Origin of the sequence: Pseudidiomarina tainanensis (assembly GCF_004214835.1) — a bacterium.
GTDB classification, from domain to species: Bacteria; Pseudomonadota; Gammaproteobacteria; order Enterobacterales; family Alteromonadaceae; genus Pseudidiomarina; species Pseudidiomarina tainanensis.
This window is the reverse complement of record NZ_PIQJ01000001.1, coordinates 398,336-412,429: the sequence shown is the minus strand read 5'-3', so window position 1 is coordinate 412,429 and position 14,094 is coordinate 398,336. Positions and strand designations below refer to the sequence as shown.

Below are 14,094 nucleotides of genomic sequence, written 5' to 3'. Positions count from 1 at the left end.
CATGCAATTAATTATTGTCACAGGCCGATCCGGCTCCGGGAAAACTATTGCGCTGAGAGTTCTTGAAGATCTCGGCTATTACTGTGTCGATAATTTACCGATTACTCTGATGCCTACACTTGTGCATGCAGTCATTGATCAATATGACAAAGTTGCGGTCAGTGTTGATGTGCGCAATTTACCTGCCGATCAAAATGAGCTTACCGAAGCGCTCGATTTTCTGCCCAGCAAAGTTAAACCAGAAATTCTCTACATCGACTCATCGGAAGCAATTTTACTAAGACGCTTTGGCGAAACCCGTCGCCTGCACCCGCTCTCACAAAAAGAAATGCCATTGGCGGATGCCTTAGCCGCTGAAGCAGCGATGCTTGAGCCATTGGCGGAACGCGCAACTTGGCGTATCGATAGTAGTGATTTGAGTGTTCATCAGCTCAGCGAACAAGTGTCCGAGCGCGTGCTTGGTAAAGCCGCTTCACGATTAATTGTGGTGTTTCAGTCCTTTGGCTACAAATATGGGCTACCGCCTGATTTAGACTATGCATTTGATGCGCGTATTTTACCCAACCCGCACTGGGTGCCAGAGCTCAAGCCATTAACTGGCAATGACCCGGCAGTACAACATTTTTTTGAGCAGCAGCCGCTAGTAACTAAGTTTATTCATCAGCTTGAAGTGTTTTTTGAAACCTGGTTACCACATTTTCAGCGGAGCAACCGAAGTTACTTAACCATAGGCATCGGCTGTACGGGTGGCCAGCATCGCTCGGTTTATATTGCCGAACAACTTGCCAAGCGTTTCGCTGAACAACCATTCAAGGTGCAAGTGCGACATCGTGAATCAAGTCGCCACGCAAAATCATGACGCCTAAAGCTCTTTAAAGGTTTTCTTATGACCGATGTCATCCGTCGCACCGTTACCATCCGCAATAAGCTCGGCCTGCACGCACGCGCCGCAACCAAGCTTGCTAAGCTCGCTCATCAATTTGATGCCCAAGTATCCATTGTACAAGGCGAACAGCATGTGGATGCCTCGAGCGTCATGTGTTTACTGCTATTGGCGAGTGGTCAAGGTCGTGAGATTGATATCGTTGCTGAAGGTAACGAAGCAAGCCAAGCCGTTGATGCTATTGCAAACTTAATTGAATCTCGCTTTGATGAAGAGCAATGATGCGGTAAACTTCTCTTATTACTGAGGGTTTAACGTATGCTAGCTGAAGTCGCCGACAAAGAATTTGCCGAACAACGCATTCAGGAAGTTTCTGAATCGTTAGCTCGTGGCATGTACGTGCAGGCGCGACGTCAGCTTCATAACCTGCCGGCCTGGGATGTTGCCCTTCTTCTCGAATCATCCCCGCCTAAAGCCCGTGCCATCATCTGGCAATTAGTTGATGCCGACGAGCATGGTGATATTCTCGAGGAACTCTCGGAAGAAGTTCAGAAGTCCGTTATTCGGCAAATGGCGCCAGAAAAGCTGGCAGCAGCAACCGAAGGTATGGACACCGATGACCTTGCCTACGTTTTACGTGGTCTGCCGGAGCAAATTTATCAAGAAGTTCTAAAGTCGATGGACGAGCAAGATCGCCATCGTGCAGAACAAGCCTTGTCATACGCCGACGAAACTGCCGGCGGTATGATGAATACCGATACCATCACCTTACGTCCCGATGTCACCATCGATGTGGTCCTACGGTATTTGCGACTGAAAGGCGAGCTACCCGAAGCCACCGACAAATTGTATGTGGTTGATCGCGATGACAAGTTTATTGGTGAGATTGGTATTACGCGATTACTCACCGTTGACCCGACCAAGCTCGTTAGCGACGTCATGGATCAGGATATTCAAGGCATTGCGGTCGATATGGATGAGACCGAAGTCGCCAAGCTATTTGAACGCCAAGACTGGATCTCGGCGCCCGTTGTTGATGATGAAAACCGCTTGCTCGGTCGTATCACTATCGATGACGTAGTTGATATCATTCGTGAAGACGCACAACATTCAATGTTGAGCATGGCCGGTTTAGATGACGACGAAGATACGTTTGCGCCAGTACTCAAAAGTACTCGGCGCCGCAGTATTTGGTTGGGCGTTAACCTCATAACCGCACTCCTCGCCGCAGCGGTGAGCTCAATGTTCGAGGACATCTTGGCGCAAATGGCAATTCTTGCCATCTTAAACACCATTGTGCCAAGTATGGGCGGCATTGCCGGTTCACAAACTTTAACATTGGTGATTCGCGGTATGGCGTTGGGGCACATTGGTCAAAGTAACCAACGTTGGTTAATTGGTAAAGAGCTGGCAATTGGTGCGCTCAACGGTGTCATTTGGGCAATTCTCATTGCCGGTGTCGTTGCGCTATGGAAACAAGATCTTGTGATAGGAGGTATCATCGCATTTGCGATGATGGCGAACCTGTTAGCCGCTGGTTTAGCGGGCGTCACGGTGCCGCTGATTTTGAAAAAGTTTGATATCGATCCGGCTTTAGCCGGCGGTGTGATTCTCACCACCGTAACCGATGTCGTTGGTATTTTTGCATTCCTTGGCACTGCCACTCTATTGCTGGGTTAAACCCCAGCAATACGCATTTCTTCTAGTAAGACCGACCCAGTGCGCACGCCATGCCGTGCATCAACATCACCCGCAATGGCTACAATATTTGCCAACATATCTTTTAAATTGCCGGCAATGGTGATTTCTTCAACTGGGTACTGAATCTCGCCATTCTCAACCCAGAAACCTGCAGCACCGCGCGAGTAATCGCCATTCACGATGTTCACACCCTGCCCCATCAGTTCGGTTACCAGCAATCCGGTACCCATTTTTTTGCACAAAGCAGATAAATCTTTCACTTGATGATTCACTTCCCAAGTATGAATACCGCCGGCATGGCCTGTTGGCTGCATACCCAGTTTGCGCGCCGAATAACTGGTTAATAAGTACGTTTGTAGCACACCATCTTGAATGATATCGCGATCATGCGTCGCCAGACCTTCATGGTCAAACGGACTACTCGCCAGTGCACCACGCAAATGTGGACGCTCTTGCACAGTTAACCAACTTGGCAACACTTGCTTACCTAAATGGTCCACGAGAAAGCTCGATTTACGATACAAACTACCACCGCTAATACCGGCGACCAAATGCCCAAATAGGCTATTCGCGACATCGGCACGGAAAATCACAGGTACCTTTGCGGTCGCAATTTTGCGCGCATCCAAACGCGATACGGTGCTTTGTACAGCGTCTTCGGCAACCTGTTGCGGTGTCCATAAATCGTCACGATGGCGCGCCACGGTATAGCTATAATCACGCTGCATCGCATCGCCACTTTTCGCAATTAATGAGCAACTTAAGCTATGCCGCGACTGTAAATAACCGGCAACGAAACCGTGACTATTACCATACACACGATAGCCAACATGGCTACTGTAGCCAGCACCATCAGAGTTAACGATGCGCGGATCAAGCTGGAGTGCGTGATTTTCACAAGCAAGAGCCTGCTGGAGTGCAAACTCGGCACTCTGATCGGCTGGATGACATAAATCCAAATCAGGGATATCCGTTGCCATCATTTCAGCCGGCGCTAACCCAGAATATGGGTCTGCCGAGGTATAGCGCGCAATATCGTTTGCCTTCTCTACTGCTGCGCGAATCGCTTTCGCGGTCAAGTCGGTGGTAGAAGATGAACCTTTTTGCTGACCCCGAAAAACCGTAATCCCCAGTGCGCCGTCTTGATTGAACTCAACCGTTTCTACTTCACCTAACCGAGTGGCAACGTTGATGCCACTACTGCGGCTCATCGCGCACTCAGCTGCACTTACGCCAAGTTGCTTGGCGTAGGCTATGGCGTCGGTGACAGCCTGCTCGACGTCGTGCAGTTCTGTTTGTAGTTCATTTTTGTCAGGAATCATTACCTCTCCTTTGAAAACCTTACTGCGATATTAGCTATTGGATATTAGCGACGACGCTTCTAACCCTGCTTTTTTAATATCTAATATCCAATAGCTAATATCGTTTTTGTATTTATGTCTCTTGTTCGGGTACAATTCGCTCGAAACCACAGAGGCATCCCCATGAGCGAATTTGAGCACGACGATGAAATCGTCAGTAAATCCGAACTAAAACGCGCCGCCGAAGCGCAACAACAGCTGGGCGAACAACTCGTCAGCCTTGCTGAAGGCAAATTAGCGAAAATTCCTCTCGATGAAGAGCTACTTGACGCTATTCATCTGGCACAGCGTATTCGTAATACGCGCGAAGGCTATCGTCGCCAATTACAGCTCATCGGTAAAATGATGCGCCATCGCGATACCGGGCCAATTGAGCAAGCACTTGCTGAACTCGAACATTCGCATCACGAACAAAACGCTTTGTTTCATCAACTTGAGAAACAGCGTGATGCGATATTGGCAACTGGTGATGATGCGATTCAGCAATTCATCGATACTTATCCAAATGCTGACCGGCAAAAACTTCGTCAGTTGTATCGTCAGGCCAATAAACAGGCTGAACAAAACAAACCGCCGACCGCGAAGCGCGAGCTGTTCAAATATTTGCGTGAGGTGGCCACCGCTTAGTCGGTGCCACCCACCGTCATCGCATCTAATTTTAAGGTTGGCTGTCCAACACCAACCGGAACACTTTGACCATCTTTTCCGCACACACCTACGCCTTGGTCTAACGCGAGATCGTGACCAACCATGGATACCTGTCGCATGGCATCTGGACCATTACCAATTAGCGTCGCGCCTTTCACTGGTGCGGTGATTTTACCGTCTTCTATCAAATACGCTTCAGATGCTGAGAACACAAACTTGCCTGAAGTAATATCAACTTGGCCACCGGCAAAGTGCGGAGCGTAAATGCCGCGTTTCACACTACCAATAATTTCCTCTGGATCATGTTCCCCAGCAAGCATGTAGGTATTGGTCATGCGCGGCATTGGTAAATGGGCGTAGCTTTCACGACGACCATTTCCGGTTGGGTTCACGCCCATTAAGCGCGCATTCATTTTATCTTGCATGTAGCCAACCAAGCGGCCCTTTTCAATCAGCACGTTGTAACCCGCTTCGGTACCTTCGTCGTCAATGGCTAATGAGCCGCGACGGTCGGCCAAGGTTCCATCATCTACGATTGTGCACAATTCTGAGGCTACCATTTCACCGATTTTACCGGCATAGGCCGATGCGCCTTTACGGTTAAAATCGCCCTCTAAACCGTGGCCCACGGCTTCATGCAAGAGAACACCCGGCCATCCTGCACCAAGCACCACCGGCATGGTTCCAGCAGGCGCTGGACGTGCTTCTAAATTGACCAACGCTTGGCGAACAGCTTCATCGGCGTAGGTTTGCCAGCGCGGCTTGTCGCTCACATTGGCAGTAAAGTAATGGTAGTCAACACGAGCGCCGCCTCCAGCACTGCCGCGCTCACGACGACCATTGTGCTCGACGAGTACCGTACAATTCACGCGTACGAGAGGTCGAATATCGGTTGCAAACGTGCCATCGGTTGCGGCAACTAACACTTCGTCATAGCTACCGCTGATGCTGGCGATCACTTCGACTACTCGCGAATCCAGACTGCGCGCATAGGCATCAATTTCACGCAGCAACTCGATTTTCGCTTGCTCATTCAAACTCGCTAATGGGTTCACTGGTGCATATCGCATGCCGACAGGAGCCGAAGCAAATGCTTGCACCTGCTTATTTTGACCAGCTAAGCTGATGCCGCGAGCAGCCGCTGCAGCTTTTTGCAGTGCTTGCGGTGAGATATCGTCGGCGTACGCGAAACCGGTTTTATCCCCATGCACCGCACGTACTCCAAGCCCCGCTTCGATATGAAAGCTACCTTCTTTGACAATACCGTCTTCGAGTACCCACGATTCATTTACGCTACTTTGCAAATAAATATCTGCAAAATCTATTGCGCCGGTGTAAAGCGTCGCCAACGATTGATGTAATTTGTCACTATCTAATTGGTATTGGTGAAGCAGGTTTTGCTCAACGTTCTGTGCTTGCATGAATAACCTTTTTACTACGGTTGAAGTGTTTCGCTACGGGAATATCTTGGCGGATTTTGTGTAAGCTGTCGGTATTGCCCAACGCCGTCGCTAACCCCGGTTGCAGCGTTTCTGTTTCAGCTAATATGCGGCCCCAACCATCAATAACAAGGGCGTGCCCATAAGTCTGACGCCCATTTTCATGTTCTCCAGCTTGGGCGGCGGCGACCATAAAGCATTGTTGCTCAATCGCTCGCGCACGGGTCAGCACATGCCAATGCGCATTGCCGGTAACCTGTGTAAAGGCTGAAGGTAATACGAAAATATCTGCACCAGCATTTCTTAAGGCGCGAAATAGCTCGGGAAAGCGCACATCATAACATACTGCAAGCCCGATCGTACCGAACTCTGTGGTGACCGTAACAACGCTATCACCGGCTTCTGTCCAATGTGACTCTCGGTAGCTTTTGGTTTTGTCGGCAACGTCAACATCAAACAAATGCATTTTGTTATAACGCGCGACGCACTCGCCCTGAGGATTAAATACCAAGCTCGTCGCACTAAATTTTGTATCATCAACGTTGTCGATGAGAGGCATAGTTCCGCCAATTAACCACACGTTAAATCGCTTGGCCAATTCTGCGAGGCCGTCTTGCATTGGGCCTACGCCAGGGAGTTCGGCTATTTCGCGCTGACGTTTGTCACCGGCGCCGAAGCAAAGACAAGCCTCAGGTAGTACCACAAGTTGGGGACGAAAATCTGGGAGTTGTTGTAAGTGAGCCTCAATTTCCTGAAGATTCTGTTGCGGGCTCGGGCTGCTGGTTAGTTGTAGCGCCGTCAGTTGTACTTGATGGCTGTTCTGTTTTTGGTTCAACTTGCACCTCCGGTGGAATTGGCGCATCGCGGCTATCTCGCGCGACTTCCTCAATTTGTGGCTCATCCATAGTGCCAGAAATTTTGTATTCAAGACGGCTAATTACTTTGGCGTCGTGCAACATGCGATCAATCACTAACGCAGCTAACCCTGATGGTGGATTAATCATCCAAGCTAAAATAACTGGCAAACTTGAAGTGACCTTCGGCACAAACTGCAAGTCGTAGTCCAAGCTGCGCGTCATTAAATTGGTTTGGCCTTTCACTTCCATATCGCCCGCAGCACCGTTGAGTTGGGTGTTATCTGTCGCGACAATGCCATTGACGATATTGAAATCCCCACTAAAGTTCGTGTAGAACAAGCCATTTGCGAATACATCACGAAAGTCGAAACGTAATTTGCGCAAAATACTATCGAGACTTAGTAGCGAGAATAATCGCGCACCTCGATCACTCACATCATTCAGGTAACCTTGTCCTAAGCGCCAGTTCACGGTGCCATTCAACGAACTTGCTTGTAATTCTTGCGGCGCACCAAGGTAGCTTAGATCAAAAGCAATTGTTGCATTACTATCCCGCACCATTGAGGTGAACTCGTAGTTTTCCAGAAACTCACCAAAATCTGGTGAACTAAATTCACCGGTGATACGTGTTTGCGGGTGCTGTGTCGCTGTTTCCAGCGCCCAGGAACCGCTCGCCTTCAGGGTATGATTGCGATGATTCGCGCTGAATTCAACCAGTTCTAATTGCTTTTCGTCGCCGCGTAAGTGAAGATTCACTTCGCCTAAATCATATACGTTGTAACGACAGCGTTTGCAGGCTAAATAGATGTCAGGCAACTTTGCAAAGCTTTGTGGATAACTGCTTTGCTCTCCTTCGAGTACTTCATCGAGCTTTTCTTCTGGCTGAGCACCCTGTAACTCAATAATGTCAGCGTTCAATAATAGCTGCGCACTGCCCGTTTCAGCTGTTGCTGGGCGCCACTCAACTTCTGTAATGACTTGCTGAGAATCGATGCGCGCGCGCCAATTCTTTTGTTCTGGCCAGCCAACAACAGTCACGTCGTTAAGCACCACACTGCCATAATTTAATTGCGGACTTAAAAGCTGAATATAATCCGGTTGTAACAGCATAGCGAGTTGGCTTTCACCAGAACCCTCAGGCATAAAACTCAATAAGTGCTCGTAGTGTTCCAGCCACAATTCAACATCACTCGGCGGTAAGTTTGCCTCGACCGTAAACGTTGGATTGAGCCGCAAAACATTTGGGTTTGGCGCTTGTGATACAGCGTTACCAATACGCGCATAACCCGATTGAAGAACATTGGCGGCGCCATCAAATTGCAGCTCCAGCATGGCTCTCTCACCAAGCTCAGCATTGACCAAAATACTATCTTGGCTACCGGAAACGATGAGCTCTAACTGCTCTGATTCATCGGCATTTTTAGCAAATGGCGCAGGAACATTAATGACCGTCGGCTGTAAATCTGCGGTTTGTTGCCACCGAAAAGAATAACCACCGTCTTTGGGTAAACTTAAATTGAAATCGGCCTGCCAAGGCATCTCACCGGCAGTAAGCGGAGCAAATTCATCAAGTTGCCACGTGCCCAACGCCGCAACCTCAACATAGTAATCATCTTCGCGTTGTGCGCTATTCAAATTTGCCTGCAACGGAAACCCGCGCCAGGTCATAACCAAATCTTGCGCGTCAATCACATCATTACGAAAATGTACGCGACCGTGTAGATTTCGAAAACTCTCTTTTAAACCACGCACATACATACTGACATCATCTAACTGTGCATAGCCTTCCGCAACAACTTGAGGTGATTCCGCTAACGGAATGGTCAATTTTAGCTGACTCGTCATTGGCCCGCTTAATTGAAGTTCAGCAAACGTGGTACCCAGCGAATTTGCCAGCGGGCTGTCGTCAAAAATTGGTTTTAACTCGTTCGCGTTACCAGCAATATCGGCGGTAATATCTAAACGCGCTTGCTCACCACCGAGTAAGTCAGGTAGCACCACATCGGCGCGCTCGATTTGCACATTCCCTAACAGTCCATCAGTCGCTTTGATGTGCATGCGCTCGTTACGAAAGTTCACCACGGCGTTGGCATCGTAAATCGGCCGCCAGTTTGGTTGAAACTTATAATTTAATCCGGAGATTCGAGTGCGCGCTTCGAATATCCCTTGATTATCATGATAAGGAAAATGTTCGACGGCACCACGCCACACCATGGCGAGATCTTGCGCCTGGCCATCTTGTAAGGCCACAGTAAGATAATCATGAAGATTGTCGCCCATAACCACGGGTAAATGACGCCGCAATACTTCAGCATCAATTGGCTCTTGGTTCAAACTCGTTGCGATGGCATCAACATAAACCGACTCGTCACTCGGTTGCAATGTAGCGACGAGGCCAATTGATAAGCCATCTAAATGCAACTCACTACCTGGAGCAACCTGCAAGCGCCAGCCACCATCCTCAAACCATACGAATTGCCCCGACAAGTCGATTTTTGGCAGTGCCCATGGGTCGTCATAATCCAATGCACGGCTAATAAACGAGGCATCCGTACCATCTAACTGCCAACTTAATTGGTTATCGATACCTCGTACGCGTAAATTGACGTTACTTAAGCCGGGAACGCCAGCAAATTGCCCCCAGCTTAGTTTTTCGCCTTGCGCGAACCACCGCGCGCCGGCATTAATATCACTTTCATAAACCACATCAATTAAGCCTTGTGTGTCACGCTCTGCGAACTGTTCGCTGACTTGCGCACCTTGGCTACCGAATAGGTTTAATAATTGAAGTACTGGTGCCAACGGGAGGTCATCGACACTCACTGCCGCTGTTGTCGGCGTCTGTTCCCAGCTAAAGGTTGGTAATTCCCAACTGCGTTGATTGTGTTCAATAGTTAATGGATTTGAATTGACGCGCCAGCCATCACGATAAGGACGCAATTTAAGCTCACCACTCGGAATGCGTAACTGATGTTGCTGTTGATCAACTTCCCAAACTAAAGCCTGCTCACCGAGTTGCAATAGGCCATCGGTAAATTTATTTTGCTTAAAGTTAAGCCAGAGCTTGTAATTAAATTCAGCCGTTTTGATTTCGGTATCGATAATCTGTTGCTGCACCCACGGCGTAATATCCAACTGGTTTGCGGCGACATACACCTGACCATTTAATGCGCGTGAATCAGAACCCTGCACATCGATAATGATATCTAAGGTATTGTCGGATACCTTAGAAAACGCTAACTTTCCAACACCTTGATGGCGTCGTTGTTGGTTCGACCAACGTAACTCGGTAATATCAATTGTACGTGTTGCACCAACTAAGTTCACAAGCTCCAGCGTACTATCAACAACTTGAATGTAATCAAGCTGTTGCAATAATAAATCGGTCAGGTTATTGGAAAGCTTGAACTGCGTATCGGCGCCATTGCCATAACTGTCGCGAAGGTCGTAATGTAAGCGCATAGCATCCAGTTGGACACGCTCAAATTGAATACTGAATGAACGGGCGCTTGCCCAAAAATCAATCAGCACCCGCGCTTCATTTACTTCTACGCGTGTTGCCTTGGCTGCGTCTGGCTGCACCACTAATTCATGTAATATCAACTCAGGGCCACTGCGTCCCCAGTCAGCACTTATTTGTGCAAGTGAAACTTCGGTTGCATAGTTATTAGCTAGAAACGCTTCGACTTGTTGGGTCACGTCAGGCAGTTGCGGTAGTAAATAGCGAAGCCCACTAATCAGCAACGCAAAAAGCACCAAAGCGATTGCGATAGTGTAAAGTAAAGTTCGGTAGACAAACCCAAACGCCTTACCCGCCATAATTACATCATTACCACGTCAAACTGTTCTTGATGGTACAGTGGCTCAATCAGCACTTTAACCTGCTTGCCAATAAACACCTCGAGCTCAGCAAGCGCATGCGATTCCTCGTTTAACAGCATATCTGCTACTGCTGCAGATGCATAAACCATAAAGTGGTCAGCTGCATAAGCACGGTTAACTCGCACAATTTCTCGCATCACTTCGTAACAAACCGTCTCAACTGTCTTCATTGAGCCGCGGCCACCACATACCGGACACTCTGAGCATAGTACATGCTCTAAGCTTTCGCGGGTTCGTTTGCGGGTCATTTCAACTAAGCCAAGTGAAGTGAATCCGTTAATGGAGGTTTTCGCGCGATCTTTACCGAGCGCTTGTTCAAGGCTGTGCAAGACGCGGCGACGGTGATCGGCATTCTGCATATCAATAAAGTCAATAATGATAATGCCGCCTAAGTTACGTAAACGCAGCTGCCGCGCAATGGCTTGGGTTGCTTCAATATTGGTGTTAAAGATGGTTTCTTCGAGGTTACGATGCCCCACAAAACCACCAGTATTGATATCAATTGTGGTCATCGCTTCTGTTTGATCGATGATAATTGAGCCGCCTGATTTCAACTCAACTTTACGATCTAACGCGCGCTGCACTTCATTCTCAACATCAAATAAATCGAAAATAGGACGCTCGCCAGCGTAGTATTCCAATGCATTACTGAGCTCAGGAATAAACTCTTTCACGAACTCGTTGAGCAAGTCGAAGGTGACGCGAGAATCAACTCGAATTCGTTCAATTTGCTCGCCCACAAAGTCACGCAAAATACGACAAGAAAGATTTAAGTCCTCATAAACTAAACCAATGTTACGCATGCCTTTGCGACGTTTTTGGATGGTGTCCCATAAACGACGTAAAAACTTCGCATCGCGTTGCAGTTCGTCATCACTCGCACCTTCGGCAGCGGTGCGCACAATAAAGCCGCCCTCGTCGTCGCAATACGGCATGGCTGCTTGCTTCAAGCGATTCCGCTCCGCTTCATCCTCGATACGTTGCGAGATACCCACATGAGGCGATTGTGGCATTAACACCATGTAGCGCGATGGAATGGTGATATCGGTCGTTAATCGCGCCCCTTTGGTGCCAAGCGGGTCTTTCACGACCTGAACTAATATTTTTTGTCCTGGGCGCACCAGTTGTGCGATGTCTGCGGCAGGCATGGTGCCACGCGCGATGCCTTCAGCTTGTTCGAGTTGCGTGACAATATCAGAGGCGTGCAAAAACGCCGCTTTATCGAGGCCGATATCAATAAACGCGGCTTGCATGCCAGGTAATACCCGCGACACCTTGCCGACGTAGATATTACCTACCAAGCCACGTTTGGCTTGGCGTTCAATATGAACTTCTTGCAAAATCCCATTTTCAATTAACGCAACGCGCGTTTCGGTGGGCGTAACGTTCATCAGAATTTCTGCACTCATACGCTCCCCTCAATCGTTTCAATAAGTTGTTCGGTTTCATACATCGGCAAACCTACTACGGCAAAGTAGCTGCCGTTTAAGTGGGTTACGAACTTCGATGCTCGCCCCTGAATACCGTATCCGCCGGCTTTGTCTTGCGGCTCGCCTGAATGCCAATACTGGTCAATTTCACCATCACTGAGCCGTTTAAAATGAACCTCAGCTTGGCTAACAATCACATGTTCTTTTGCTCCCAGCACCGCCGCTACAGCCGTGATGGCAAAATGGCTACGTCCGGAAAGACGCTTCATCATGTCGACAAAATGATCGTAATCGTGAGGCTTTTCGAGCACATCGTCATCGCACACCACTACGGTATCAGCACCCAGAACCAAGCTATTCGGTTCGGCGAGCTCTGCACCAGCGCGCGCTTTGCTCAGCGCCAATCGTTGCACGTAAGCCGAGGCCGACTCGTGGCTTTCTCGCTGTTCAGGAACATTCGGCACCACGACACTAAATGGTCTATCAAGTAACTTCAGTAACTCTTGGCGACGCGGCGAGCCTGAGGCCAATACGAGTGCATTAGCGAACAAGGTAATGCCTCCGGTATTTGCGCAAAATCAGGTAAACCCATGGCCAAGCGATCGCCGAGGATAGAACCGGATAGAGATACGCGAAGTTAAACACAGCATCGTTTAAGACGTGTTCAAGCTCATACACAATCACGCGCTTGATGAGAATTAATACCGCTACCACAAATGCTTGTTGGGTAAATGAGTAGTTGCGAATACGCTGAAAATGCCGAATGGCAGGGTAAGCCATGATTAGCAAAGCGGTCGCATAAATACCAAACACCGAACCCATCAATATATCGGCGATCAGGCCGAGAATTAGTACCGTTCCCATACCAACTCGATGCGGAAGCGCCATGACCCAATAAATAATAACGAGACTGAGCCAATCTGGCCGCCAAGCCTCCAAAAACGAAGGCATCGGCATCACCATCAATACTAACGCAATCAGATAGCTCACAAGCAGCGGTATTAAACCCGATTTAATCCACATTGTTGGTGCTCTCCGTGTCGTCGTATACGGGCTGCTCGGTAGCGCTCGGCGGCCATAGTAATAGCACCGTACGAATACGATCGAGTTGTGCAAATGGTCGTGCCGACACGCGTGCATACTGAAGCCGTTCATCTCGGTCAATTTCAGTGATTTCCGCTACCGGATAGCCTTCTGGGTAGACACCACCAAGGCCAGAGGACATCAGCTTATCGCCTACTTCAAGCTCACTTGAGTGCGGGATATACATGAGCTCAAGCCGTTGCAAATCACCAGTACCGCGCGCCAGCACACGAATATCGTTGCGTTCGGCTCGTAGCGATAATGCATGACTTTGATCGCTGATAAGCAACACCCGCGCAGTGCCTCGTCCGACACTCATCACCTGCCCTAAAATGCCGCGATTATCGAGTACCGGTTGCCCTTCATAAACACCGTTAGCACTGCCTTTATTAATCACCACCTGATGCGAGAACGGATCGGTTGCTACCGCAACGACTTCAGCTGCCATACGTCGACTCGCTTGACGAATATCCGAGCCGAGTAATTGGCGCAAGCGGTCATTTTCGTTTTCGAGAAAATTAAGCCGTTGCACCGCCATTTGTAACTCTTGTAGCTCTTGTTTCAGTGCTTTGTTTTCTTCGCGTAACGTAGTGCGCGTAGTTGATAAATAAACGAGGCGATCGAGAACTTGCTCTGGTAATACAGCAAGATATTGAACAGGGGCAACGAGGGTCGATAAAAACGAACGCACCGGCTGCATGGTATTGAGCCGGTGGTCGAGAAACATCAAGGTACTGGCGCAAATTAGCGCCAATATGAGTCGTGTGAGAAGGGTTGGCCCCCGTTCAAAAAGCGACTTCATGGTGTCGC

General features: G+C 48.8%; 12 protein-coding genes. 4 read left to right on the top strand and 8 right to left on the bottom strand.

The window, feature by feature from the left end:
* The first annotated feature begins 1 nt into the window (after position 1).
* Genes rapZ through mgtE form a run of 3 tightly spaced genes read left to right on the top strand, consistent with a single transcriptional unit; the run spans position 2 to position 2,563 of the window.
* On the top strand, positions 2-859 hold the full coding sequence (gene rapZ, locus CWI82_RS02025; RefSeq protein WP_130202497.1) for an RNase adapter RapZ: 858 nt from the start codon (positions 2-4) through the stop codon (positions 857-859).
* 27 nt (positions 860-886) lie between these two features.
* On the top strand, positions 887-1,165 hold the full coding sequence (locus CWI82_RS02020) for an HPr family phosphocarrier protein (protein WP_092856654.1): 279 nt from the start codon (positions 887-889) through the stop codon (positions 1,163-1,165).
* 36 nt (positions 1,166-1,201) lie between these two features.
* Positions 1,202-2,563, top strand: coding sequence for a magnesium transporter (gene mgtE / locus CWI82_RS02015; RefSeq protein WP_092856657.1), 1,362 nt, complete (start codon positions 1,202-1,204; stop codon positions 2,561-2,563).
* On the opposite strand, the gene pmbA is transcribed toward mgtE, so the two are convergent.
* A complete protein-coding gene (pmbA, locus tag CWI82_RS02010; RefSeq protein ID WP_130202496.1) occupies positions 2,560-3,906 on the bottom strand; it encodes a metalloprotease PmbA in 1,347 nt (448 codons plus the stop codon). The two genes, mgtE and pmbA, sit on opposite strands and share 4 nt — an antisense overlap.
* A 162-nt stretch (positions 3,907-4,068) precedes the next feature.
* Between pmbA and yjgA the strand changes: the two genes are divergently transcribed.
* A complete protein-coding gene (gene yjgA, locus CWI82_RS02005; protein ID WP_177203798.1) occupies positions 4,069-4,572 on the top strand; it encodes a ribosome biogenesis factor YjgA in 504 nt (167 codons plus the stop codon).
* Here the strand turns inward: yjgA and tldD are convergent.
* From tldD to mreC, 7 genes are read right to left on the bottom strand one after another with little or no spacing between them, the layout of a single operon-like run.
* Entirely contained in the window at positions 4,569-6,014 is a 1,446-nt protein-coding gene (tldD, locus tag CWI82_RS02000; protein WP_130202495.1) for a metalloprotease TldD, read from the bottom strand. The two genes, yjgA and tldD, sit on opposite strands and share 4 nt — an antisense overlap.
* Positions 5,995-6,867: a carbon-nitrogen hydrolase family protein gene (locus CWI82_RS01995; RefSeq protein WP_233340173.1), complete on the bottom strand. Its 873-nt coding sequence runs from the start codon at positions 6,865-6,867 to the stop codon at positions 5,995-5,997. Before CWI82_RS01995 ends, tldD begins: the two co-directional genes overlap by 20 nt.
* Entirely contained in the window at positions 6,776-10,708 is a 3,933-nt protein-coding gene (locus tag CWI82_RS01990) for a YhdP family protein (protein ID WP_130202493.1), read from the bottom strand. Before CWI82_RS01990 ends, CWI82_RS01995 begins: the two co-directional genes overlap by 92 nt.
* A 2-nt stretch (positions 10,709-10,710) precedes the next feature.
* Positions 10,711-12,180, bottom strand: a complete 1,470-nt coding sequence (gene rng / locus CWI82_RS01985) for a ribonuclease G (RefSeq protein WP_092856676.1) — start codon at positions 12,178-12,180, stop codon at positions 10,711-10,713.
* Positions 12,177-12,752, bottom strand: coding sequence for a Maf family protein (locus tag CWI82_RS01980; protein WP_130202492.1), 576 nt, complete (start codon positions 12,750-12,752; stop codon positions 12,177-12,179). Before CWI82_RS01980 ends, rng begins: the two co-directional genes overlap by 4 nt.
* Entirely contained in the window at positions 12,742-13,224 is a 483-nt protein-coding gene (gene mreD, locus CWI82_RS01975) for a rod shape-determining protein MreD (RefSeq protein WP_092856682.1), read from the bottom strand. Before mreD ends, CWI82_RS01980 begins: the two co-directional genes overlap by 11 nt.
* Positions 13,214-14,086, bottom strand: coding sequence for a rod shape-determining protein MreC (gene mreC / locus CWI82_RS01970; protein WP_092856685.1), 873 nt, complete (start codon positions 14,084-14,086; stop codon positions 13,214-13,216). Before mreC ends, mreD begins: the two co-directional genes overlap by 11 nt.
* Positions 14,087-14,094 lie beyond the last annotated feature (8 nt).